Annotated in this window: 22 protein-coding genes and 2 tRNA genes; 10 read left to right on the plus strand and 14 right to left on the minus strand. The window is 69.9% G+C overall.

All coding sequences use genetic code 11. From position 1 onward, the window contains the following. Positions 1-97: 97 nt before the first annotated feature. The 7 genes from ABME01_RS03160 (at position 98) to pknB (ending at position 8,871) form a co-directional block, all read left to right on the plus strand. Complete coding sequence (locus ABME01_RS03160) at positions 98-847, plus strand: FHA domain-containing protein (protein WP_353826907.1); 750 nt, start codon at positions 98-100, stop codon at positions 845-847. After that, a complete protein-coding gene (locus ABME01_RS03165) occupies positions 844-1,374 on the plus strand; it encodes an FHA domain-containing protein FhaB/FipA (protein ID WP_353826908.1) in 531 nt (176 codons plus the stop codon). Before ABME01_RS03160 ends, ABME01_RS03165 begins: the two co-directional genes overlap by 4 nt. A gap of 3 nt (positions 1,375-1,377) precedes the next feature. Further along, complete coding sequence (locus ABME01_RS03170; protein WP_353826909.1) at positions 1,378-2,610, plus strand: PP2C family protein-serine/threonine phosphatase; 1,233 nt, start codon at positions 1,378-1,380, stop codon at positions 2,608-2,610. A gap of 61 nt (positions 2,611-2,671) precedes the next feature. Further along, complete coding sequence (locus tag ABME01_RS03175) at positions 2,672-4,003, plus strand: FtsW/RodA/SpoVE family cell cycle protein (protein WP_353827099.1); 1,332 nt, start codon at positions 2,672-2,674, stop codon at positions 4,001-4,003. Further along, positions 4,000-5,454: a peptidoglycan D,D-transpeptidase FtsI family protein gene (locus tag ABME01_RS03180; protein ID WP_353826910.1), complete on the plus strand. Its 1,455-nt coding sequence runs from the start codon at positions 4,000-4,002 to the stop codon at positions 5,452-5,454. Before ABME01_RS03175 ends, ABME01_RS03180 begins: the two co-directional genes overlap by 4 nt. After that, positions 5,451-7,148: a serine/threonine-protein kinase gene (locus ABME01_RS03185; RefSeq protein ID WP_353826911.1), complete on the plus strand. Its 1,698-nt coding sequence runs from the start codon at positions 5,451-5,453 to the stop codon at positions 7,146-7,148. Before ABME01_RS03180 ends, ABME01_RS03185 begins: the two co-directional genes overlap by 4 nt. Before the next feature lie 46 nt (positions 7,149-7,194). After that, entirely contained in the window at positions 7,195-8,871 is a 1,677-nt protein-coding gene (pknB, locus tag ABME01_RS03190) for a Stk1 family PASTA domain-containing Ser/Thr kinase (RefSeq protein ID WP_436407391.1), read from the plus strand. 61 nt (positions 8,872-8,932) lie between these two features. Here pknB and ABME01_RS03195 read toward each other — a convergent pair whose 3' ends face one another. Continuing rightward, on the minus strand, positions 8,933-9,571 hold the full coding sequence (locus ABME01_RS03195) for an anthranilate synthase component II (RefSeq protein ID WP_353827101.1): 639 nt from the start codon (positions 9,569-9,571) through the stop codon (positions 8,933-8,935). A 221-nt stretch (positions 9,572-9,792) separates the two neighbouring features. On the opposite strand from ABME01_RS03195, the gene ABME01_RS03200 reads away from it, so the two are divergent. Further along, positions 9,793-10,032 carry a cell division protein CrgA gene (locus tag ABME01_RS03200; RefSeq protein WP_353826913.1) on the plus strand — a complete coding sequence of 80 codons (240 nt, stop codon included), beginning with the start codon at positions 9,793-9,795 and terminating at the stop codon, positions 10,030-10,032. Positions 10,033-10,445: 413 nt separating this feature from the next. On the opposite strand, the gene ABME01_RS03205 is transcribed toward ABME01_RS03200, so the two are convergent. After that, the gene (locus ABME01_RS03205) at positions 10,446-11,300 is read right to left on the minus strand and encodes a rhomboid family intramembrane serine protease (RefSeq protein ID WP_353826914.1); all 855 of its coding nucleotides are present in this window, start codon (positions 11,298-11,300) and stop codon (positions 10,446-10,448) included. A 10-nt stretch (positions 11,301-11,310) separates the two neighbouring features. Continuing rightward, the gene (locus tag ABME01_RS03210; protein WP_353826915.1) at positions 11,311-11,850 is read right to left on the minus strand and encodes a peptidylprolyl isomerase; all 540 of its coding nucleotides are present in this window, start codon (positions 11,848-11,850) and stop codon (positions 11,311-11,313) included. 120 nt (positions 11,851-11,970) lie between these two features. On the opposite strand from ABME01_RS03210, the gene ABME01_RS03215 reads away from it, so the two are divergent. Together ABME01_RS03215 and ABME01_RS03220 are read left to right on the plus strand one after the other, a co-directional pair. Continuing rightward, positions 11,971-12,498 carry a hypothetical protein gene (locus ABME01_RS03215; protein ID WP_353826916.1) on the plus strand — a complete coding sequence of 176 codons (528 nt, stop codon included), beginning with the start codon at positions 11,971-11,973 and terminating at the stop codon, positions 12,496-12,498. A 552-nt stretch (positions 12,499-13,050) separates the two neighbouring features. Then, on the plus strand, positions 13,051-13,287 hold the full coding sequence (locus ABME01_RS03220; protein ID WP_353826917.1) for a hypothetical protein: 237 nt from the start codon (positions 13,051-13,053) through the stop codon (positions 13,285-13,287). A gap of 115 nt (positions 13,288-13,402) precedes the next feature. Here ABME01_RS03220 and ABME01_RS03225 read toward each other — a convergent pair whose 3' ends face one another. The 11 genes from ABME01_RS03225 to dnaN all read right to left on the minus strand — a co-directional run bounded on the left by ABME01_RS03225 (position 13,403) and on the right by dnaN (position 23,438). After that, positions 13,403-13,846: an NUDIX hydrolase gene (locus ABME01_RS03225; RefSeq protein WP_353826918.1), complete on the minus strand. Its 444-nt coding sequence runs from the start codon at positions 13,844-13,846 to the stop codon at positions 13,403-13,405. A 20-nt stretch (positions 13,847-13,866) separates the two neighbouring features. Next, positions 13,867-14,688: a class I SAM-dependent methyltransferase gene (locus ABME01_RS03230; protein WP_353826919.1), complete on the minus strand. Its 822-nt coding sequence runs from the start codon at positions 14,686-14,688 to the stop codon at positions 13,867-13,869. 110 nt (positions 14,689-14,798) lie between these two features. Further along, positions 14,799-15,020 carry a hypothetical protein gene (locus tag ABME01_RS03235; protein WP_353826920.1) on the minus strand — a complete coding sequence of 74 codons (222 nt, stop codon included), beginning with the start codon at positions 15,018-15,020 and terminating at the stop codon, positions 14,799-14,801. A 126-nt stretch (positions 15,021-15,146) separates the two neighbouring features. Next, positions 15,147-15,219 (minus strand) — tRNA-Ala (locus tag ABME01_RS03240). A gap of 40 nt (positions 15,220-15,259) precedes the next feature. Continuing rightward, a tRNA-Ile gene (locus ABME01_RS03245) sits at positions 15,260-15,333 on the minus strand. 66 nt (positions 15,334-15,399) lie between these two features. Further along, the gene (locus tag ABME01_RS03250) at positions 15,400-15,804 is read right to left on the minus strand and encodes a DUF3566 domain-containing protein (RefSeq protein ID WP_353826921.1); all 405 of its coding nucleotides are present in this window, start codon (positions 15,802-15,804) and stop codon (positions 15,400-15,402) included. 5 nt (positions 15,805-15,809) lie between these two features. Further along, a complete protein-coding gene (gene gyrA, locus ABME01_RS03255) occupies positions 15,810-18,320 on the minus strand; it encodes a DNA gyrase subunit A (protein WP_436407392.1) in 2,511 nt (836 codons plus the stop codon). Positions 18,321-18,399: 79 nt separating this feature from the next. Next, entirely contained in the window at positions 18,400-20,412 is a 2,013-nt protein-coding gene (gene gyrB / locus ABME01_RS03260) for a DNA topoisomerase (ATP-hydrolyzing) subunit B (RefSeq protein WP_353826923.1), read from the minus strand. A 123-nt stretch (positions 20,413-20,535) separates the two neighbouring features. Then, positions 20,536-21,018 carry a DciA family protein gene (locus ABME01_RS03265; RefSeq protein WP_353826924.1) on the minus strand — a complete coding sequence of 161 codons (483 nt, stop codon included), beginning with the start codon at positions 21,016-21,018 and terminating at the stop codon, positions 20,536-20,538. Then, positions 21,011-22,213 carry a DNA replication/repair protein RecF gene (recF, locus tag ABME01_RS03270; RefSeq protein WP_353826925.1) on the minus strand — a complete coding sequence of 401 codons (1,203 nt, stop codon included), beginning with the start codon at positions 22,211-22,213 and terminating at the stop codon, positions 21,011-21,013. Before recF ends, ABME01_RS03265 begins: the two co-directional genes overlap by 8 nt. A gap of 70 nt (positions 22,214-22,283) precedes the next feature. Then, positions 22,284-23,438 (minus strand): DNA polymerase III subunit beta, encoded by a 1,155-nt coding sequence (gene dnaN, locus ABME01_RS03275; protein WP_353827102.1) that lies wholly within the window; start codon positions 23,436-23,438, stop codon positions 22,284-22,286. Between the last annotated feature and the right edge of the window lie 299 nt (positions 23,439-23,737).

Raw genomic sequence — 23,737 nt, forward strand, 5'->3', positions numbered from 1 at the left:
CGGAAGTTCTCGGAACGGCATCGTTCCACCGCGAGCCGGGCGACTTCGCGCGGGCGTTCGTTAGCATGTGAGGCGGAACCGACCGGACGGGAGACCTGTGGGCCTACTGGACAACTTCGAGAAGGGTCTCGAACGCGCCGTGAACGGTGCGTTCGCGAAGACCTTCCGCTCGGGGCTGCAGCCGGTCGAGATCACGGCCGCCCTGAAGCGCGAGATCGACACCAAGGCCGCGGTCGTGTCGCGCGACCGCGTGCTCGTCCCGAACCGGTTCACCGTGCGGATGGCGCCGGCCGACCACGAGCGGATGAGCTCGCTCGGGCCGTCGCTCATCGACGAGCTCGTCGACCTCGTGCAGAAGCACGCGGCCAGCCAGCACTTCCAGTTCGCCGGCGGAATCTCGATCCTGCTGCACGCCGACGCGAACCTGTCCGAGGGCATGGTGCAGGTCGACTCGCACAACGTGAAGGGCCGGATCGCCTGGACCCCGGTGCTCGACGTCGACGGGAAGCGCCATCCGATCCTCAAGGGCCGCACCGTCATCGGCCGCGGCAGCGAGGCCGACCTCACGCTCGACGACGGCGGCGCGTCGCGCCGGCACGCCGAGGTGGTCTGGGACGGCCAGCGCGCCCGCCTCCGCGACCTCGGCTCCACGAACGGCACGCAGCTCGACGGCTCGCCCGTGTCGGATTCGATCCTCGAGCCGGATTCCGTGATCACGATCGGTCGCTCGCGTATCGTGTTCCGCGTGCTCGCCCAAGCCGACCCGACCGAGACCGACGCCTCCAGGCGCGTCGACCCCGCCTCCCAGCGCCGCGATGACGGTGGCTACGGGGGCGCGCGCCGATGAGTGAACTGACCCTGCTGGTCCTCCAACTCGGCTTCCTGCTGCTGCTGTGGGTGTTCGTCTTCGCCATCGTGTACGCGCTGCGCAGCGACCTCTTCGGCCAGCGCGTGCGCAAGCTGCAGCCCGAGGCCGCGGCGGCCGGCGCAGCCGCACCCGCCGCGCCGGCGAACGCCACCGCCCCGACCGCCGCGGTGTCCCGTCCGGCGCCCGCGGGGAACGGCGAGGACGCCACGACCGAGAACGCGTCGCGCCTCGTGATCACCTCCGGCGGGAAGTCGGGCGCCGAGTTCCCGCTCGGCCGTGACGAGATCACGATCGGCCGTTCGAGCGACTCGGCGATCATCATCCGCGACGACTACACCTCGACCCACCACGCCCGCCTCATGCTGTGGAACGGCCGCTGGATGCTCCAGGACCTCGACTCCACCAACGGCACGTTCCTCAACGGCTCCCGAGTCACCGTGCCCACCCCCGTCCCGCTCGGAGCCACCGTCAAGGTCGGAGCGACGACGTTCGAGCTGCGGCGGTAGGCCATGGCGAGCGTCAAGGCGAGCGCCGCGGTCTCGCACGTCGGCCGGGTCCGTTCGAGCAACCAGGACTCCGGCTATGCCGGGCGGCGGCTGTTCCTCGTGGCCGACGGCATGGGCGGCCACGCCGGCGGCGACGTCGCGAGCGCGATCGCCACGCGGCGCATCGCCGAGGCCGACGGCGACTACGCGACCTCCTCCGATGCTGCGGAGGCCCTCGAATCCGCCCTGCTGTCGGCGAACCGCCGGCTCGAGGAGACGGTCGCCGAGCACTCGGAGCTCACCGGCATGGGCACGACGGCCAGCGCGATGCTCGTGGAGCACGACCGCGTGGTCATCGCGCACATCGGCGACTCGCGCGTCTACCTGCTCCGCGGCGGGGAGCTCAGCCAGGTCTCCACCGACCACACGTTCGTCCAGCGCCTGGTCGACGCCGGCCGCATCACCGCCGAGGAGGCGATGGTGCACCCGCGGCGCTCGGTGCTCATGCGCGTGCTCGGCGACGTCGAGTCCTCGCCCGACGTCGACACGATGGTCATCGACGCGCATCCGGACGACCGCTGGATGATCTGCTCCGACGGCCTGTCGGGCGTCGTCCCGTTCGATGAGATCCACGACCTGCTCTCGGCCGACGCCGGCGCGAAGCAGGTCGCCGACCGCCTGGTGAAGGCCTCGCTCGACGGCGGGGCCCCCGACAACGTCACGGTCGTCGTCGTCGACATCGGCGACCCCCCGGCGCCGGAGACGCCGCCGCTCATCGTCGGTTCCGCGGCCGCACCGCTCGCCTTCGGAACGGTGCCCGCGCCCGAGCGCCGGCCGGGCATCCGCCTCACGCCGTTCCGCCCGCATCCGGTGCAGGAGACGCACTTCGAGCCGGACTCGGAGGAGTACTTCGACGAACTGATCGAAGAGGACGAGCGACGGCGTCGTCGTCGGAAGATCGTGTGGGGCGTCTGGATCGCGTTGTTCATCGGCGCGATCGTGACGGTGGCCGCGCTCGGCTACCAGTGGACCCAGACCCGCTACTACGTCGGCGAGTACAACGGCCGCGTCGCGATCTACCAGGGCATCCAGCAGGACCTCGGACCGATCTCGCTGCACCGCCTGCACTCCGAGACCGCGGTCGACATCGCCGAACTGCGCGTCTACGACCAGCAGCGGGTCGAGCAGACCATCACCGCCGGCACCCTCGACGAGGCCTTCCGCATCGTGAACCGTTTGGAGGAGTCCGTTGACTGACCGCAACGCGACCCGCTCACCGGAGCGCGCGGGCGACACCGGCAGCATCCGTCGCATCCGGATGCCGCAGAAGCTGCGCAACCTCGAACTCGGGCTGCTCATCGCCGCGTGCATCATCAACGGCGGGGCGATCGTGCTCGTGCAGCTCGGCGCCCTCGGCCGTATCGACACCCAGCTCGTCGTCCTCGGCGCCGGGCTCTCGGCGCTCGTGTTCGGCCTGCACATCGCGATGCGCTTCGTCGCACGCGACGCCGACCCCTTCCTGCTCCCGATCGCGACCGTGCTCAACGGCCTCGGCATCGCGATGATCTACCGGATCGACCTCGCCTTCGGCGACACCGGCTGGGACAGCGCCGCCGTGCGGCAGATCGTCTGGAGCGTGATCGCCATCGTGGCCGCACTGGCGACGATCCTGCTGATCCGGAACCATCGCGTGCTGTTCCGCTACACCTACCTCTCGGGCCTCATCGCGATCGTGCTGCTGCTGCTGCCGCTCGTGCCCGGACTCGGCCGCCAGGTCAGTGGCGCACGCGTGTGGATCGGCATCGGCGACGTGGTCACGTTCCAGCCCGGCGAGATCGCGAAGATCGCGTTGGCGGTCTTCTTCGCCGGCTACCTCGTGCGCAACCGGGACTCGCTGTCGATGGTCGGCCGGAAGTTCCTCGGAATGCGCTTCCCGCGGGCGCGCGACCTCGGCCCCCTGCTCGTGGTGTGGGCGCTGTCGATGGCCGTCATCGTCTTCCAGCGCGACCTCGGAACCGCCCTGCTGTACTTCGGCCTCTTCCTGGTGATGCTCTACGTCGCGACGAGCCGGCTGTCGTGGGTGGTCCTCGGGCTCACGCTCTTCTTCGCCGGCGCGATCATCGCCAGCCAGACGCTCGACTACGTCAACGGCCGCTTCCGCAACTGGCTCGACCCCTTCTCGGCCGAGCAGTACGACGCGGCGGGCGGTTCGTTCCAGCTCGTGCAGGGCCTCTTCGGCCTCGCCAACGGCGGGCTCATCGGCACCGGGCTCGGCGAGGGCCGGCCCGACCTCACTCCGGTGCCGCAGTCGGACTACATCATCGCGAGCCTGGGCGAGGAGCTCGGCCTCGCGGGGCTGTTCGCCATCTTCGCGCTCTACGTGCTGTTCGTCGCCCGCGGGTTCCGCATCGGCTTCGCCGGCCAGGACGACTTCGGCAAGCTGCTGGGCGTCGGCCTGTCGTTCGTCGTGGCCCTCCAGGTCTTCATCGTCGTCGGCGGCGTGATGCGCGTGATCCCGCTGACGGGCCTGACGACGCCGTTCCTCGCCGCAGGTGGCTCCTCGCTCGTGGCCAACTGGATCATCGTCGCGCTCCTGCTCCGGCTCTCCGACACGGTCCGCAACCACCCCAGGCTGGTGATCGACGGATGAACCGCGAACTCAAGCGGGTGACGATCGTCGCCCTGCTCATGTTCCTCACGCTCTTCGTGGCGTCGACCGTGGTCCAGTACGTGCAGGCCGACGCGCTCGCGGCCGACCCCCGCAACGCCCGCACGCTGTACCAGAGCTACTCCGTCGAGCGCGGGCCGATCCTGGTGCGCGGCGAACCGGTGGCCTTCTCCGAGCCGTCCGACGACGACTACAAGTTCCAGCGCATCTACGCCGACGGCCCTCTCTACGCCCCGGTGACCGGGTTCATCCCCGTCAACGGCGAGCCGACCGGCCTCGAGGCCTCCCTGAACGACGTCCTCAGCGGCCGGAGCGAGTCCCAGTTCTTCGACTCCCTGAACCGGCTGATCTCCGGCCAGGACCCGATGGGCGCCTCGGTCGAGGTGACCATCGACCCCGTGGCCCAGCAGGCCGCGTGGGACGCGCTCGGCGACCTGACCGGCGCCATCATCGTGACGCAGCCGAAGAGCGGTCGGATCGTGGCGATGGTCACCAAGCCCACCTACGACCCGAACACCCTCGCCGTCCACAACGGCGACGAGGTCGAGGAGACCTACCAGAACCTGCTCGAGGACCCGGGCGACCCGCTCTTCAACCGCGCCACCGGCGGTGACATGAACCCGCCCGGCTCGGTCTTCAAGCTCGTCATGACCGCTGCGGCGCTCGAGTCGGGGCAGTACACGCCCGATTCGACGTTCCCGAACCCCGCTGAGTTCACCCTCCCCGGCACCAGCTCGATCGTGCGCAACTCCTCCGGCGGCTCCTGCGGCGGCGGCTCCGAGGTGACGCTCGCGACCGCGCTGCGCCTGTCGTGCAACATCCCCTTCGCCGAGCTCGCCCTCGAGCTCGGCGACGACGCCATCCGGGCGCAGGCGGAGAAGTTCGGGTTCAACTCGGAGTTCGAGATCCCGAACCCGACCGAGCCGAGCACGTACCCGGCGGACCCGAACGAGCCCCAGACCGCGCTGAGCGGCTTCGGGCAGGGCGACGTCCGTGCGACGCCGCTGCAGATGGCGATGGTCTCGGCCGCGATCGCCAACGGCGGCATCGTGATGAACCCGAACCTCGTCGAGGCGATCACGGCTCCCGACTTCCGACCGATCCAGGAGTTCGACGCCAGCCAGTTCGGCCGTGCGATCAGCGAGTCCACGGCCCGGACGATGACCGAGATGATGGTCAACAACGTCAATGACGGTGCCGCGAGTAATGCAAGAATAGACGGCGTCAGCGTGGCCGGTAAGACGGGTACAGCGGAGAACGGCGAGGACGACCCCTACACCTTGTGGTTCACCGGTTTTGCCCCCGCCGACGACCCTCAGTATGCGATCACGGTGCTCGTGGAAGACGGCGGAGGGCTTGGTCAGGAGGGGTTCGGCAACCTGCTTGCCGCGCCCCTGGCGAAACAGGTACTAGAGGCGGTGCTGAACAAATGAGACCGAGTGCTGGGCTCACCTTCGGTGGACGATACGAGCTGCAGTCCCGGATCGCCATCGGCGGTATGGGGGAGGTGTGGAAGGCGACCGATCAGGTGATCGGTCGACAGGTCGCGCTCAAGATCCTCAAGGACGAGTATCTCGGCGACCCCGGCTTCCTCGAGCGCTTCCGCGCCGAGGCGCGTCACGCGGCGCTCGTGAACCACGAGGGCATCGCCAACGTGTTCGACTACGGCGAGGAGGAGGGCAGCGCCTACCTCGTGATGGAGCTGGTGCCCGGCGAGGCGCTCTCGACGATCCTCGAGCGAGAGCACGTGCTCTCGACGGACAAGGTGCTCGACATCGTCGCCCAGACCGCGTCGGCGCTGCAGGCCGCCCACGCGGCCGGGCTCGTGCACCGCGACATCAAGCCGGGCAACCTGCTCATCACGCCCGACGGCCGCGTCAAGATCACCGACTTCGGCATCGCGCGCATCGCCGACCAGGTGCCCCTCACCGCGACCGGGCAGGTCATGGGCACGGTCCAGTACCTCTCCCCCGAGCAGGCGTCCGGCCACCCGGCGTCGCCGACGACCGACATCTACTCGCTCGGAATCGTCGCCTACGAGTGCCTCGCGGGACGTCGCCCGTTCACCGGCGAGTCGCAGGTCGCGATCGCGATGGCGCAGATCAACGAGACCCCGCCTGACCTCCCCGTGACGGTCTCCGAGCCCGTCCGGAACCTGGTCTACTCGTGCATCGCGAAGAACCCGGCCGACCGGCCGCAGACCGCGGCGCACCTCGCGCGCGCCGCCAACGCGCTGCGACGCGGCGACGTGCAGGGCGCCGCCGTCGCCGTCCCCGCCGTGCTCGGCGCGGCCGCGGGTGCGACCGCGGCGACGATGCTGATGCCGCAGTCCGGGGCACCCACGGCCGCCACGACCGTGCTCGCCGCCGGCACCGCCGGCGTGCCGGTCGACGGCGAGGAGGAGCTCGAGACCGAGGAGCGCAAGCGCAGCCCGTGGACCTGGCCGCTCATCGTGCTCATCGTGCTGCTCGCACTCGTGCTGATCGGGACGATCATCGCGCTGGCGCTGAACGGCGGCGACGCGCCGGAGGAGACGACCAGCGGACCGCCGACCTCGTCGACCCCGCCGCCCACGACGGACACGCCGACGCCCACGCCCACGACCGAGGCGCCGACCACCGGCCAGGTCGACCGTGACGCCTACATCGGGCGGAGTGTCGACGAGGTGCGCGGCGAGCTCGAGGGCATGGGCTTCGTCGTCGACACCCAGCAGGGCGCCCCGGCGACCACCCCCGACAAGGCGAACACCGTCTCCGACGTCAACCCCAGCGGCCCGGTGCCGCTCGGATCGACCGTCACCGTCACCTACCTGGGCGCGCCCGAGACGCCGAGCGCTCCGGCCAACGCGCCGACCGTGAACCCGGCCGACGTCGCCTCCGGCGGAATCGTCCAGGTGAGCTGGCCGGCCGCATCCTGCCCCTCGGGACAGCAGCTGAGCGGCTACGAGGTCGCGGTCACGGGCGATGCCACGGCGCCGAGCCCCGTCGGCGCGGGCACCACGAACGTGAACGTGCAGGCGGGGAACGAGAACTTCGAAGTCACCTACCGCTACTTCTGCGGTCAGCTCGACTCGCCGTACTCGCCGGCCGCGCCGGTGACGGTCCAGCAGCAGACCAACGGCAACTGACAAGGTCGACCCCTACACGATCGGAGCCACTGTGAACGATGAACGTATGCTCGCGGGCCGGTACCGCGTGGGTGCGCTCATCGGGCGTGGCGGCATGTCCGACGTGCACGTGGGGCAGGACACCCGGCTCGGGCGCCAGGTCGCGATCAAGCTGCTGAAGCCGCAGCTCGCGACCGACCCGACGTTCCGCATGCGGTTCCGCCAGGAGGCGCAGTCGGCGGCGCGGATGGCGCACCCCACCATCGTCCGGGTCTTCGACGCCGGCGAGGAGACGGTGCTCGACGCCTCGGGCCATGAGGTGCAGCTGCCGTTCATCGTGATGGAGTACGTCGAGGGCCGACTGCTCAAGGACATCGTGCACGACGGTCCCCTCGAGCCGCTCGCCGCGGCTCGCGTCATCGACGGCGTGCTCACGGCGCTCGAGTACTCCCACCGCGCCGGCGTGGTGCACCGCGACATCAAGCCCGGGAACATCATGATCACCACCGGCGGCCAGGTGAAGGTGATGGACTTCGGCATCGCGCGCGCGGTCTCCGACTCGGCGACGACCGTCGCCCAGACCACCGCGATCCTCGGCACGGCGTCCTACTTCTCGCCCGAGCAGGCCAAGGGCGAGACCGTGGACGCCCGCACCGACCTGTACAGCACGGGCGTGGTGCTCTTCGAGCTGCTCACCGGGCGCCCGCCCTTCCGCGGCGACACGCCGGTCGCCGTGGCCTACCAGCACGTGAGCGAGCGGCCGGTCAAGCCGAGCGTGATCAACCCCAAGGTCTCGCCCGCGCTCGACGCCGTGGTCATGCACGCGCTCGCGAAGGACCGCACGGCGCGGTACCAGACCGCGGCCGAGTTCCGCGCCGACGTCGAGACCGCGGCCTCCGGCCGAGTGCCCCGGCAGCGCGAGGTCGACGACGCGACGGCGCTCTTCGGAACCCCGACGGGTGCGATGTCGACCTCGGAGCTGACGCTCCGGCAGCTGACCGAGGACGACACGATGACCCGCACGCAGCGGCGTCCCCCGGCGATCTGGATCTGGTCCGGCATCATCGGGGTGATCGTGATCGTCCTCTCCGTCATGTACTGGGCGTTCAACCTCCAGCCGACCGATTCCGTGCCCTCGAACGCGCGCGAGGTGCCCGAGCTCGCCGGCACCGCGTGGGAGGACGCCGAGAACCAACTCGGGGCCCTGACCCTCCCGGCGACGCGAGAGGACGAATCGAGCGAGTCGGTCGAGGCCGGCCTGGTCATCCGCACGGAACCGGGCGCCGGCGAGATCGTCGACACGAACACCCCGGTCACGGTGTTCGTGTCGACCGGCCGCGAAGCCGTACGGGTCCCCGACGTCGTGAACATGCAGCTCGACGAGGCGAGGACCGCGATCACCGAAGCGGGTCTCAGTCCCGGGACCGAGACCCGCCAGAACTCGCCGACGGTCGCCGCGGGCACCGTCCTGTCGACGAACCCCGAGGGCGGCGGCTCGGCGGAGGCCGGCAGCGCCGTGAACTTCGTGATCTCGTCCGGGAACGTCACGCTGCCCGATCTCACCGGTCAGTCGCTGCAGGCCGCGTCGGACTACCTCGGCACCTCCTCGCTCCAGCTCCGGGCGATCCCGGTGCCGGATGCGTCGTGCGCCTCCCAGCCCGGCTCTCCCGTCATCCGGCAGTCGCTCGCGCCGGGCGACGTGCCGCAGGGCTCCGAGGTCGAGCTGACCTACTGCGCGGGCTGAACGCGACCCGCGGCGTCCCCGGCCGCCGCGGCGATCGACGGCCGATCCCGCGCGAGCGGATTCAGCTCGCGCGTACGAGCGGATGCAGCGACTCCGCCCGGACCTTCGCCTCGGGCAGGCCGGCGGTCGCGAGCCAGTTGCCGAGCATGCGGTAGCCGCCCTCGGTGAGCACCGACTCGGGGTGGAACTGCACGCCGAGGATCGGCGCCGTCGCGTGGCGCAGGCCCATGATCACCCCGCCCTCGGTCCGGCTGGTGACGACGAGGTCGTCCGGGATGGTGCCGTCGACGACCGCGAGCGAGTGGTATCGCGTCGCGGTGAAGTGCTGCGGCACGCCGTCGTAGAACGGGCTCCCGTCGTGCACGACCGTCGAGGTCTTGCCGTGCATGAGCTCCTCGGCATTCGTGACCACGCCGCCGAACGCCTCGGCGATCGCCTGGTGGCCGAGGCAGACGCCGAGCAGCGGCTGCCCGGCGGCCAGCGCCGCCTCGACGACGGGGATCGACACCCCGGCATCGGCGGGCTTGCCCGGGCCGGGAGAGATCAGGACGGCGTCGTACCGGGCGATGCGCTCGGCGACCTCGTCGACCGGGAAGTCGTCGTTGCGTACGACCTCGGTCTCGGCGCCGAGCTCCTGCAGGTACCCGTTGAGGGTGTAGACGAAGCTGTCGTAGTTGTCGATGACGAGGATCCGGGTCATTGCTCCACCGTGACGTCGATTGGGGTCCAGGATCTCCACGTCGACGGAGGACCCGCGCGACGGGACGAAGATCACGCCGGCGAGGAGGTCCAGCACGAGGCTGACGCGGAACCAGACCGGTTCCGGCAGGATACGCCACGAGCCCGAGTGCACGCGCATCGGCCGGGTCGCCGGCCGACCACGGGATTCCGGCTGCGGCGCGGTGCACTAGAATCTCCGGCATGGCACGCACGAATTCTTCGAAGCCCGCGCGCGCGGAGCAGCCGAGCGGCGAGGACGCGCCGAACCCCGTCTGGTTCAAGCCCGTCATGTTCGGCTTCATGCTCCTGGGTCTGATCTGGATCATCGTCTTCTACGTGAGCCAGGGCGCGTTCCCCGTGCCCGCACTCGGATCCTGGAACATCCTCGTCGGATTCGGCATCGCGTTCGTCGGCTTCCTCATGACCACCCGCTGGCGCTGACGCCGGCCTGACCACCACCGTCGAAGCGGGGCGGATGCTGCGGCATCCGCCCCGCTTTCGTCATCTCTGCACAGGGTTATCCACATCATCCACAGGTTTCTCCACACCGTCCACAGCCTGTGGAGACGGCTCATGCCCGCAATTCCGGACATCGTGCGGAATCACACCCGTGTAACTCTCCCCAACTGTGGACAGCGTTGTGGATAACCCGCCGCGATCCGCTCACAAGGCGGGTTGCGCGCACCCCGGGTGCCACCCCTATGCTTCGCCGAGCACGCTCGTGCGGATGCGGAACGCGCGGCCGGCGGCGGCTCGCACGAGCGCGCGGGCACGCCGTCTCCGGGCGCGCACGAGGGCACGCCGGGAGCGACGGCGGCGGACGTCGGTCGGGCGACGCGCGGCGAGACGAGCCGTCAGCCGAGCGGGAAGAAGAAGTAACGCAGGCCGAGCAACAGGAGCACGGCGACGAGCGCGACGAGCAGGACCACCTGCAGGCGGCGCTGGTCGCGCTTTCGCGTCTCGACGTAGATGAGCCCGATGAGGGCGCCGGCGACCAGGCCGCCGAGGTGCGCCTGCCAGGCGATGTTGAAGCCGGGCACGAACCCGATCACGAGGTTGATCCCGACGAGCACGAGCAGCTGGGTCGCGTTCCCACCGAGCCGGCGCTGGATCACGAGGAACGCGCCCATCAGGCCGAAGATCGCGCCGGAGGCGCCGACGACCCCGGTGCGCGGGTCGGAGAGCCACAGCACGGCCACCGAGCCGGCGAGACCGGATATGAGGTACAGCGCCAGGAACCGCCACCGGCCGAGGACGTTCTCGAGCAGTTGGCCGAATATCCACAGCGTGTACATGTTCAGCAGGACGTGGAAGATCAACGCCGTCGAGTGCACGAACATCGTCGTGATCATGCGCCACGGCTCGAAGTTGAACGGCAGCGAGTAGACGCCGGCGTACAGGAGGCGATCCGTCACCGCGAGCCCCGGGACGAGCTGCAGCAGGTAGACGGCGACCGTGATGCCGATGATGGAATACGTGACCACCGGGGCGCCCCGTCCCGCCGCCGAGCGGACGCGCGTCAGCACCGCAGGACGAGTCCTCGGCGCCGACGCGCGCTGCTCGCGCATGCATTCGGGGCAGATCACGCCGACCGGGGCCGGCGTCTGGCATTCACCGCAGATGGTGCGACCGCAGCGCTGGCAGAGCACGAAGCTCTGGCGATCGGGATGCCGGTAGCAGGTGCCCGCGCGCGTCGTCTGGTCGCTCACCGGAGACTTCTCAGAGCTGCTCGACCGAGATCTTCTCGATCACGACGTCTTCGAGCGGGCGGTCGCGGCCGTCCGTGGGCACCGAGGCGAGCTTGTCGACGACGGCCTGGCTCGCGGCATCCGTGACCTTGCCGAAGATCGAGTGCTTGCCCTGCAGCCACGTGGTCGGTCCGACCGTGATGAAGAACTGCGAGCCGTTCGTGCCGCGCCCACCCTGGATGCCGGCGTTGGCCATCGCGAGGACGTAGGGCTCGGTGAAGTCGAGCTCGGGGTGGATCTCGTCGTCGAAGCGGTACCCCGGGCCGCCGACGCCCTGGCCGAGGGGGTCGCCGCCCTGGATCATGAAGCCGGGGATGATGCGGTGGAAGACGACGCCGTCGTACAGCGGGTCCGTGGTGGTCTGCCCGGTGGCGGGGTGAGTCCATTCGATCTGCCCCGTCGCGAGTCCGACGAAGTTCTCGACGGTCTTCGGCGCGTGGTGGCCGTAGAGGTCGACCTTGATGTCGCCGTGGTTCGTGGTGAGCGTCGCGACTGCGGTGGGATTCGGCATACCTGCGATTCTCTCATGCAGTATTCGGCACGAGGGCCGCAACCCCCGTGCTTCTCACCCCACATCCAGCCGGTTCGGTGGCAGGATGGAGGAGTTCGCTGCACAACGATGGAGGTCGAGATGAGCCTGTCACGCAAGCGCCGGAAGGAACTCAAGCGGCTGCGCAGCAGTGCAGAGGAACTGTGGGGGAACCAGCGAGACGTCTTCGACACGTCGAAGGGCGTCGCACGCGAGGCGAGCCGCCAACTGAACCTGCTCGCCCGCGAGGAGGTCGCTCCGCGAGTGCGCACGGGCTACGACAGCTACGTCCGTCCGGGCGTGGACCAGGCCAGGGTGTTCGCTCGCAGTGCGGGCGACCAGGTCGAGCGCACGCTCGGCACCGCGCTCGGCTCGATCCTGTCGATCGGCGACATCGCCAACGATGCCCGAGTGCGTCGCGCCGTCCAGCGCGTCGCACCGAGCGCGCTGCCGCAGAAGCAGGGCCCCGGCGTGGGCACCTACCTCGCGATCGGCGCCGGGATCGTCGCGGCGGCCGGCGTCGCCTATGCGGTCTGGCAGACGTTCCGCGCCGACGACGAGCTCTGGGTCGCCGACGAGGAGCCGAGCGGCGCCTCGTCGTCCGGCTCGACGCCGTCGCCGGTCATCTGAACCCACGGTTTCACGACGGCCCCCACCCGATCCGGGTGGGGGCCGTCGCCGTATCCCTGGAGTGATGGCCCTCCGTGCCGCACCGATTCTCGGACGAATCCCGCCGGAGCTCTTGTGCGTCAGGAGCGAAGAGCGCTATGGTCGTGACTCGGCCCGCCACGCACGGCACACGGAGAGGAGGCGAGACCACGATGATGACGCAGCGAATCCACGCTTCCATCCGGACGGAGGTCGCCTTCCTCGGCGCCCCGTTCGCGGCCTGCTGAACCGGCGCATCGCGCTGACCGCAGGCCCCACCGCCTGACGACGACCGGTCGTTCCCCGATCCGGACCTCGTCGCATCGGCTCCCGACCGCCTGACCCGCCGACTCGACGGGTCCACGCGCGGTCCACGGGTCCGCCCACCTCTCCCGCCCTCGTGTGCGCACCGCACGACGCCCGTCATCGGACGGTCGACGCGCCACGCCGCCGGGAGCCCGCACCCGCACGTCACCTCCCGGCGCGTCGCACCCGCGCGCGCCATCCCTCCACCATCCGATGAAGGAATACACCGTGAACACCTCACTGACCGCCACCCGCTCGACCGCGCAACAGGCCGCGGCCGGAGCCGGCCGCCTGCAGGAGCGCCTTGCGCGCCGCACCGGGCTCGCACTCCTGGCCTGGAGCCGGGCGTCCGAACAGCGCCGCGCCCGACCCGAGTTCGTCCGCTCGGCCGGACTCGCCCGCGAGGCCGATCGCCTCCGCGAGGCGAACTTCACCACGCTCGCCCTCGTGGCACGGACGCTCTGATCACCATGAGCGTCCCGCCCGTCCCGATCACGACGGCCCTTTCCGGTTCCGGACAGGGCCGTCGGCCGTTTCCGGGTCGTGGCGCACCGCGAAGCGCATCGCGGAGCCCGGCAGCTCAGCCGCGCGGCACGGCTCCGATCGCCGGTTCCTCATCGTTCATGCGCAGCGCGATGTCGAGCAGGCTCACGCGCGTGAGCGAGTCGACCTCCGCGAGCGGGAACCAGCGCGCCTCGTCGCTCGAGCCGCCGACCTCGTGCTCCAGCCGGCCTCCGACCACGTGGGCCCGGTAGACCACGCGCATCGCGTACAGGGGTGACGAGCCGTGGTGCCGCTTCGCCGCGGGGACGATCATCGTGTCGATGCCGAGCAGCCGATCGATCTCGGCGTCGTAGCCGGTCTCCTCGCGGATCTCCCGACGAGCCGCTGCGACCGGATGCTCCGCCCCCTCGATTCCGCCGCCGGGCAGCGTCCACGCCGACCGGCCGTGCTCGTTCCAGTGGGACAGCAGGATCTGACCGTCGCGGATGATCACCCCGTATGCGGCGATGCGGATGTCCATCCCGCCACTGTATTACCCGGTCACGGCCCGATCACCCCGATGACCGCCTCGAGGATCCCCGTGCGCGTCGCCCGGGCAGGATGGATCCGCACGGCGAGGCCGGCGACGCGCGAGTGACCGGCCGCGACGGGCAGCTGCGCCGAGTGCAGCTCGACCAGCACGCGCCCGCCCGGGGCCAGCCACTCGGGCGCGGCACCGAGCAGGTGACGGGTCGCGTCGAGCCCGTCGGCACCGCCGCCGATCAGCGCCGTCCGAGGCTCGAACTCGCGCGCTTCGCGTGGGAGGGTGACGAACTCCGCCTCGGGCACGTAGGGCGGGACGGCGGCGATGACGTCGACGCGGCCCCGCAGATCGGAGGGGAGGCCGACCAACCCGTCCGCGACGTGCACGCCCGCGCCGGGCGGGAGGTTCTGGCGGGCGTACTCGATCGCCGACCGATCGGCGTCGGCGGCGTGCACCTCGGTCCCGGGGACGGATGCCGCGACGGTGGCCGCAAGGGGTGCGACGCCGCAGTAGGGCTCCAGCATGACGGGTGCCGGGGGCGCATCGCGTGAGCCGGCGCGCTCGCGGATCCGGCGGACGGCGAGCCTCGCCAGCCGGAGGCTGCGCTGACGAGGAACGAAGACGCCCGATCCGACGGCTAGGTCGAGTCGACCGAACCGCACGCGCCCGATGAGCGGCTCGAGGGGTTCGCCGGCCACGCGGCGCGCGACGAGCGACTCGAGCTCCGCGGCATCCGTCGCCGCTCCCAGCAGGATCGCGGCCTCATCCTCGGCGAACACGCTCCCGGACACTCGCAGGCGCGCCACGAGGTCGTCGAGCGGCATGACGGTGGGGTCCACTCCCCCAGTCTGGTGCAGCCTCACCGCCCGCACGGAAGGCCGGGCCGGCCATCCGAACCGGCCCGGCCTGCTACGGGCTGATGGTCGCGGAGCACCGCTCCGCGACGGGCTCAGTCGCCGGCGCAGATGCCCCGGGCGATCTCGTTCTTGCCCTGGCCGCCGACGGCCTTCACGACGTCGCCGACGTTCGTGAAGCCGAGGGCGCCCTCGGTGTTGATCGTCTTGTGGATCTGCCCGAAGCACGCGGCCTCGTTGGGCATCGCCTGGGCGGTGCCGGCGAAGCCGACCGTGGCGAGGCCGATGATGAATCCGGTGGCGAGAATGCGCTTCATTGGACTTCCCCTTCAGTAGGCGGGTGCGTGTTCACCCTCTACTTGTACTTCCGGCCGAGAAGCGGCTTCGGATGCACCTGCATGGAGAAATTCCCACGGGAACGACGCGATCGCGGGAGATGACGGTGGAGCCTAGGAGATTCGAACTCCTGACATCCTGCTTGCAAAGCAGGCGCTCTACCAACTGAGCTAAGGCCCCTGGGCGGGTGCCGGAGCACCCGGGTGTGGAGTTTTCGGAGTGGGGCTACGAGGACTTGAACCTCGGACCTCTTCGTTATCAGCGAAGCGCTCTAACCGCCTGAGCTATAGCCCCGAATTTCGGCCGAAGGAAACACTACCCGAAGGGTGGCGAATATCCGAATCGAGCCGAAGGCCGGCGTCAGTTGTTGGTGAACCCGACCAGGATGCCGCCGGTGATCTTCACGCTGAGGTTGTAGAGCACGGCGACCACGGCGCCGAGCGCGGTGGTGACGACGAGGTTCAGCAGCGACACGACGACGGCGAAGCCCATGACGTTCCCGATCGAGACGATCGACCGGAGGTCGGTGCCGGCGCCCGCGACATCCTGCACCAGGCTGTTCAGGTTCTCGAACAGGCCGGTCGACTGCACGATCGTGAAGACGAGGAACGACGCGACGATGTTCACGACCGCGAGGCACACGGCGACCAGGAACGACAGCTTCACGGCAGACCAGAAGTCGATGTACACGAGGCGCAGGCGCACCTGCTTGGCCGGCGGCTTCCGGTTCGACTTGCCGGCCAGTTTCTCTGCGACGCTGCTCATGACGGTCACTCCTCTCCCGCGGTCTCAGCCGCATCAGGCTCTGCGGCCTCTTCCACCAGGTTCCGCTCGGAATTCCTCGCGATCGCGATGATCCGATCATCCGCGACGAACTTGGCGAACACCACGCCCATCGTGTCCCTGCCCTTGGCCGGGACCTCGGCGACGTCAGAGCGTACCACCTTGCCGCTGGCAAGGACCACGAGGACCTCGTCGTCGCGCGAGACGGTCAACGCACCCGCGAGGTCGCCGCGGTCGTCGCTGAGCTTGGCGACCTTGATGCCGAGTCCGCCGCGCTGCTGCTTCCGGTACTCCTCGATCCGGGTGCGCTTGGCGTACCCGCCTTCGGTCACCACGAACACGTAGGTGTTCGACGGGCTCTGCTTCTGCCCCGTGACATCCGGCGCCTCCGAGACCACGTCGCCGTTCGAGTGCGGCACCACCCGCGCCGCGAGCAGCTCGTCGCCCTCGCGGAAGCTCATGCCCTTGACTCCCGAGGTGGAGCGGCCCATGGGACGCAGCGCCTCGTCGGTCGCCTCGAACCGGAGCGACATGCCCTTGCGCGACACGAGCAGGATCTCGTCGTGCTCGTCGACGAGCATGGCCGAGACGAGCTCGTCGCCCTCGCGGAGGTTGATCGCGATGACCCCGCGCGAGCGGTTGGTGTCGTAGGCGGTGAGGTCGGTCTTCTTGACGAGGCCGTCCCGCGTCGCGAGCACGAGGTACCTGGCGACCTCGTAATCGCGGATGTCGAGGATCTCGGCGATCTCCTCGTCGGGCTGCAGCTCGAGCAGGTTCGCCACGTGCTGGCCCTTCGCGTCGCGACCGGCCTCCTGGATCTCGTACGCCTTCGCACGGTAGACCCGGCCCATGTTCGTGAAGAACAGGAGCCAGTGGTGCGTGGTCGTCACGAAGAAGTGGTCGACCACGTCGTCGGCGCGGAGCTGCGCCCCGCGCACGCCCTTGCCGCCGCGGTGCTGCGACCGGTAGTTGTCGCTGCGGGTCCGCTTGATGTAGCCGCCGCGCGTGACGGTGACGACCATCTCCTCCTCGGGAATGAGGTCCTCGACCGACATGTCGCCGTCGAACCCGGGCACGATGTGCGTCCGGCGCTCGTCGCCGAACTTGTCGACGATCTCGCGGAGCTCCCCCGCGATGAGCGTGCGCTGACGCGCCGGCGTGGCGAGGATGTCGCGGTAGTCGGCGATCTGGCGCTCGAGCTCGGCGGCCTCGTCCATGATCTTCTGGCGCTCGAGCGCGGCGAGCCGGCGCAGCTGCAGCTCGAGGATGGCGCGGGCCTGGAGCTCGTCGATCTCGAGCAGGCCCATCAGGCCGTCGCGTGCGTCCTCCGCGGTGGCGGAACGGCGGATCAGCGCGATGACCTCGTCGAGCGCGTCGAGCGCCTTGAGGTAGGCGCGCAGGATGTGCATCCGCTCCTCGGCTTTGCGCAGCCGGAACTCGGTGCGCCGGACGATGACCTCGACCTGGTGGTCGACCCAGTGCGTGATGAAGCCGTCGATCGAGAGCGTCCGCGGCACGCCGTCGACGATCGCGAGCATGTTCGCGCCGAAGTTCTCCTGCAGCTGCGTGTGCTTGTACAGGTTGTTCAGCACGACCTTGGCGACGGCATCGCGCTTGAGCACGATGACCAGCCGCTGCCCGGTCCGACCGGAGGTCTCGTCGCGGATGTCGGCGATGCCGGCGAGCTTGCCGTCCTTGACGAGGTCCGCGATCTTGATCGCGAGGTTGTCGGGGTTGACCTGGTACGGCAGCTCGGTGACGACGAGGCACGTCCGGCCCTGGATCTCCTCGACGGCGACCACCGAGCGCATCGTGATCGACCCGCGACCGGTGCGGTATGCGTCGTGGATGCCCTTGACGCCGAGGATCTGCGCACCGGTCGGGAAGTCGGGGCCCTTGATCCGAGCGATGAGCGCGTCCTGCAGTTCCTCGCGGGACGCCTCCGGGTGCTCCAGCGCCCAGAGCGCGCCGTCGGCGACCTCGCGGAGGTTGTGCGGCGGGATGTTCGTGGCCATGCCCACCGCGATGCCCACCGAGCCGTTGACGAGCAGGTTCGGGAAGCGGCTCGGCAGGACCGTCGGCTCCTGCGTGCGACCGTCGTAGTTGTCCTTGAAGTCGACGGTGTCTTCCTCGATGTCGCGCACCATCTCCATGGCGAGCGGCGACATCTTGGTCTCGGTGTACCGGTGGGCGGCCGCCCCGTCGTTGCCCGGGGAGCCGAAGTTGCCCTGGCCGAGCGCGAGCGGGTATCGAAGGGCCCAGGGCTGCACGAGCCGGACGAGCGAGTCGTACACGGCCGTGTCGCCGTGCGGGTGGAACTGCCCCATCACGTCGCCGATGACGCGCGTGCACTTCGAGAACGCCCGGTCGGGGCGGTAGCCGCCGTCGTACATCGTGTAGATGACTCGGCGGTGCACGGGCTTCAGTCCGTCGCGGACATCGGGCAGGGCGCGCCCGATGATCACGCTCATCGCGTAGTCGAGGTAGGAGCGCTGCATCTCCAGGTGCAGGTCGACCTGGTCGATCCGGCCGTGGATGCCGAACGACTCGCCGTCGCCCGCGCCGGGCTCGATGGTGTCAGATGTCAAGGAAACGCACGTCCTTCGCGTTCTTCTGGATGAATGACCGTCGGCTCTCCACGTCGTCGCCCATCAGGGTCGAGAAGATCTCGTCCGCGGCGGCCGCGTCGTCCATGGTGACCTGCAGCAGGGTGCGGGTCTCGGGGTTCATCGTCGTGTCCCACAGCTCCTGGTGGTTCATCTCGCCGAGGCCCTTGTAGCGCTGGACGCCGTTCTCCTTCGGCAGGCGCCGGCCGGAGGCCTGCCCGTCGGTGATCACGGCGTCGCGCTCGCGGTCGGAGTACACGTAGTCGTGGTCGGCGTTCGACCACTTGATGCGGTACAGCGGCGGCTGCGCCAGGTAGACGTAGCCCATCTCGATGAGCGGGCGCATGTAGCGGAAGAGCAGCGTGAGCAGCAGGGTCGTGATGTGCTGGCCGTCGACGTCGGCGTCGGCCATCAGCACGATCTTGTGGTACCTGGCCTTCTCCGCGTTGAAGTCCTCGCCGATGCCCGTGCCGAACGCGGTGATCATCGCCTGGATCTCGGCGTTGCCGAGCGCTCGGTCGAGCCGGGCCTTCTCGACGTTCAGGATCTTGCCGCGCAGCGGCAGGATGGCCTGGGTCTCCGGGTCGCGGCCGGTCTTCGCCGAACCGCCCGCCGAGTCGCCCTCGACGAGGAAGATCTCGGAGATCGTCGGGTCCTTGCTCGTGCAGTCGCTGAGCTTGCCGGGCATGCCGCTCGTCTCGAGGAAGCCCTTCCGCCGGGTCGCCTCGCGCGCCTTCCGCGCCGCGATCCGGGCGGTGGCGGCCTGGATCGCCTTGCGGATGATCTCCCGCGCCTGCACCGGGTTCCGGTCGAACCAGTCGCCGAGCTGGTCGCCGACCACGCGCTGCACGAACGACTTCGCCTCGGTGTTGCCGAGCTTGGTCTTCGTCTGGCCCTCGAACTGCGGTTCGCCGAGCTTCACGGAGATGACGGCGGTGAGCCCCTCGCGGACATCGTCGCCGGAGAGGTTGTCGTCCTTCTCCTTCAGGATGCCCTTCTCCCGCGCGTACCGGTTCACAAGCGTCGTGAGCGCCGCGCGGAAGCCCTCCTCGTGCGTGCCGCCCTCGTGGGTGTTGATCGTGTTCGCGTACGTGTGGACCGACTCGTTGTACGCCGTCGTCCACTGCATCGCGACCTCGAGGGCGATGCGCCGGGCGCCGTCCTCCGCCTCGAACGAGATGACCTCGTCGTTGACGAGATCGGCCTTCTTCGACTTGTTGAGGTACTCCACGTAGTCGACCAGGCCGCGCTCATACAGGAACGTGTCGGTCCGGGGTGCGGCCGGCTCAGCCTCCGTCTCCGGGGTGTCCTCCGGTTCGATCTCGGTGTGCCCACGACGCAGGTCGGTGAGCGTGATCCGCAGCCCCTTGTTCAGGAACGCGTACTGCTGGAAGCGGGTGCGCAGCGTCTCGTAGTCGAACTCGACCGTCTCGAAGATGTCGGGACTCGGCCAGAACGTGATGGTGGTGCCGGTCCGGTCGCTCTCCTCGCCCTTGGCGAGCGGAGCGCGCGGGACGCCGACGTCGTACGACTGCCGCCAGACGTGGCCCTGCCGCTGCACCTCGACCTCGAGCCGGGTGGAGAGCGCGTTCACGACCGACGAGCCGACGCCGTGCAGGCCGCCGGAGACCGCGTAGCCGCCGCCACCGAACTTGCCGCCGGCGTGCAGCACGGTCAGGACGACCTCGACCGTCGACCGGCCCTCGGTCTTGTGGGTGTCGACCGGGATCCCGCGGCCGTTGTCGACGACCCGCACCCCGCCGTCCTCCAGGATCGTGACGTCGATGCGGTCGGCGAATCCCGCCAGCGCCTCGTCGACGGAGTTGTCGACGATCTCGTACACGAGGTGGTGGAGTCCCCTGGGCCCCGTCGAGCCGATGTACATGCCGGGGCGCTTCCGAACCGCTTCGAGGCCCTCGAGAACCTGGATCGCGTCGGCGCCGTATTCAGGCGCACCCTGGGCCTTCGTCGGTTCCGCTGTCATGGGTGAATCGGGCTCCAAACCGTCGTTCTGGCGACCCTTGATCCTATCAAGTCCCGGCTGCTCGAAAGCCGCTCCGCGCCGATCTGCGGGCTCGACAACGACGGATCGACCGAATTTGTCTTCTCAGCCGTAGGTGTCGCGCGGGCCACGCCCTGGAACCGATCTGGGGCCCTTTTTCCACGTGGGGGCGTCCGGCCCCTGAAAGCGGATGGTGTCGACGCCCGCCGACGGGTGGCGGTCGAGGATGGCGCGCAGGAGGTCGTCCCGCATCAACCGGAGTTGCGTCGCCCAGGCGGTGGACTCGCACCGGACCTGCAGCACCCCGCCCTCGATCGCGATGGGCTCGGAGTGCCGGGCGATCTCGTCTCCGGCGATGTCGGGCCACGCCGAGAGCAGTTCCTGCTGCGACAGCGGGCCCGTCCAGCCGAGCTGCGCGGTGAGCGCGTCGATCGCCGATCCGAGCGACTTCGGGTCCCGGCCCGGCGCGAACGGCTCGCTGCCCCCCTTCTCCCCGCGTGCGCGGGCACGAGACCGACCCGGGCGGATCCTCGGGTCGCCGCCGAAGATCTCCCGGAAGTGCGCGTAGGTGCGCGCGGCCTCAGACACCGGATGCCTCCGAGGGCATGTGTTCCGGGGCCTCGACGACGCGGCCGGCGGCGATGTGCACGACCCGGTCCGCCAGCGCCGCCGGGACGTCCTCGAGCACCGCGGCCGTGATCAGGACCTGCTCGTAGCCGCCGACGGCGTCGGCCAGTCGCTCCCGGCGCAACCGGTCGAGCTCGGCGAAGACGTCGTCGAGCACGAGCACCGGATCGCCGGTGCTCGAGTCGCCCCGGAGCAGCTCGGCGGACGCGAGGCGCAGGGCGAGCGCGAACGACCACGACTCGCCGTGGCTCGCGTACCCCTTGGCGGGGAGCCCGTTCAGCAGCAGCCGCACGTCGTCGCGGTGCGGACCCGCGAGGGTGATCCCCCGCTCGAGCTCCTTGCGCCGGAGGGAGGCCAGTGCCCCGGCGAACCGATCGGCCGTCGACGATTCCGAACCGGGATCGGCTGGGCCGGCGGGCGCGGCGTCGGCATCGGGATCGGGATCGTCCGGATCTGCTCCGTCGATGGAGAGCACGAGCTCGAGCTCGGGCCGGTGGTCCGCATCGACGATCGCGCGGTACGCCGCCGCCACCGGGGCGCGCAGTTCGGCGACCAGCTCGGCGCGGCGATCGATGAGCTCCGCACCGAGCTCGACCAGCCGCTCGTCCCAGATGTCGAGCGTGGTGAGCTGGGATGCCACCAGGCCTCGGGCGCGGGCGCTCTTCAGCAGCGAGTTGCGCTGCTTGAGCACGCGTTCGTAGTCGCCCATCACCCCCGCCAGGCGGGGTCCCCGCTGCACCAGGAGCCCGTCGAGCATTCGACGGCGCACCGAGGGTTCGCCGCGCACGATCGCGAGGTCCTCCGGAGCGAAGAGCACCGAGTGCGCGTAGCGCGGGAGCTCGCGCGGCTTGGCGGACCCGCGGTTCACCTGGGCGCGGTTGGACCCCGCGCGGTTCAGCTGGAGCTCCAGCAGGACTTCGCGACCGCCGGAGGCGAGCAGGGCGCGGACGATCGCGGCATCCGCACCGGCACGGATGAGCGCCTGGTCGCCGGACACGCGATGGGAGCCGAGCGTGGCGAGGTAGCCGATCGCCTCGACCAGGTTGGTCTTGCCCTGGCCGTTGCGACCGACGATGACGGTCGGGCCCGGCTCGAAGGCGAGTTCGGCCGACTCGTAGTTGCGGAAGTCGGTGAGCGAGAGCCTCGCGACGTGCACGGTGCGGCTCCCTTCTTGCGAACCCTCACGCTACCCGGACGCACCGACACGGCCGGCCGGGCCGCCGGGCCTAGCGGAGCAGCAGGTTGGGCTGGAGCAGGTAGCGGTAGCTGTCGGACCCGGCCTGCTCGCGCGAGGTCTGGCTCGTGATGAGCACCGGCCCGGGCTTGTTGGGGTTCTCCGTCTTGGTGAACGAGATGCGCACGAACTCGCTCGGGACGGCCTGCAGGCCGTCGAGCAGGAACTGCGGCTTGAGCGAGACCACCGTCTCGTCGCCCGTGAGGATCGCGTCGATCGACTCGGAGGCCTGCGCCTGCTCGCTGCCGATCGCCTCGAGCGTGAGCCCCTCCGAGGAGAACGTGTACCGCAGTGCCGCTTCGCGCTCGAGCACCAGCGCCACGCGCCGGGTCGCCTCGATGAGCTCGGCGGTGTTCATGACCGCGTAGTTGTCGACCGTGTCGGGGAACAGGCGCCGCACCGGCGGGAAGTTGCCCTTGATCAGCAGGCTCGTGACGGTCCGTCGGTCCGCGGAGAACGCGATGAGCTCGCGGTCGTCGCGGCTCGTGATCGCCACCGAGATGTTCCCCGAGTGCCCGAAGGTCTTGCCCACCTCCTGGAGCGTGCGTGCCGGGACGAGTGCGGCCGCGGGCGATTCGTCGGCGTCGGCGACCCCGCCGCCGTCCCACTCGATCTCGCGGATGGCGACCCGGTAGCGGTCGGTGGCGACCAGGCTCAGGTTCGTCTCGCGCACCTCGAGCTGCACGCCCGTGATCACCGGCGTCACGTCATCCCGCGATGCGGCGACCGCGACCTGCGCGACGGCCGACGCGAACTCCTCCGCGGGGACCACGCCGGTCTGCTCGCCGATCTCCGGGATCGAGGGGTACTCCTCGACGGGCATGGACAGGAGGGTGAAGCTCGCGGACCCGCACGTCACCGAGATCCGGGATTCCTCGGTGGACACGCGCACCGGTGCGTTGGGCAGCCGGCCCGCGATCTCCGCGAGCAGGCGACCGGAGACCAGCACGGTGCCGGGCTCCTCGACATCGGCCTGGATCTCGGTGCGCGAGGAGACCTCGTAGTCGAAGGAGGAGAGGACGAGGCCGTCGCCCTCGGCCTGGATCAGCACCCCGGAGAGGATCGGCAGGGTCGTGCGCTGCGGCAGCAGCTTGACGGCGAACGACACGGCCTCACTGAAGACGTCGCGATTGACCTGGAACTTCACGGTTCTCCCGTCGTGGAGGTGCTGGGTGGGTCCCATGCTATCCGGATGGCCTCGCCCGGACCCGGCGAATCATGCGGGGTGTGCGGCGATCCGGCGACCGGCGCCCGCCGCGCGTCCGAGGTTGTCGAACGCCGTGTCTTAATCCAGATATCTCTTAACGGCGTTAACCGGTGTGGAAACTGTGGATGGCGTGCGGAGATCCGCCCGGGCAGTGCGATCGGGGCCCCTTCGAGCTGTGCACGACGTGTGGAAACCAGGCGCATCGAGGCCGAGCGCCGCCGCATGGCGTTCGGAGTTGT

The organism is Agromyces litoreus (assembly GCF_040496015.1).
Classification (GTDB): Bacteria; Actinomycetota; Actinomycetes; order Actinomycetales; family Microbacteriaceae; genus Agromyces; species Agromyces litoreus.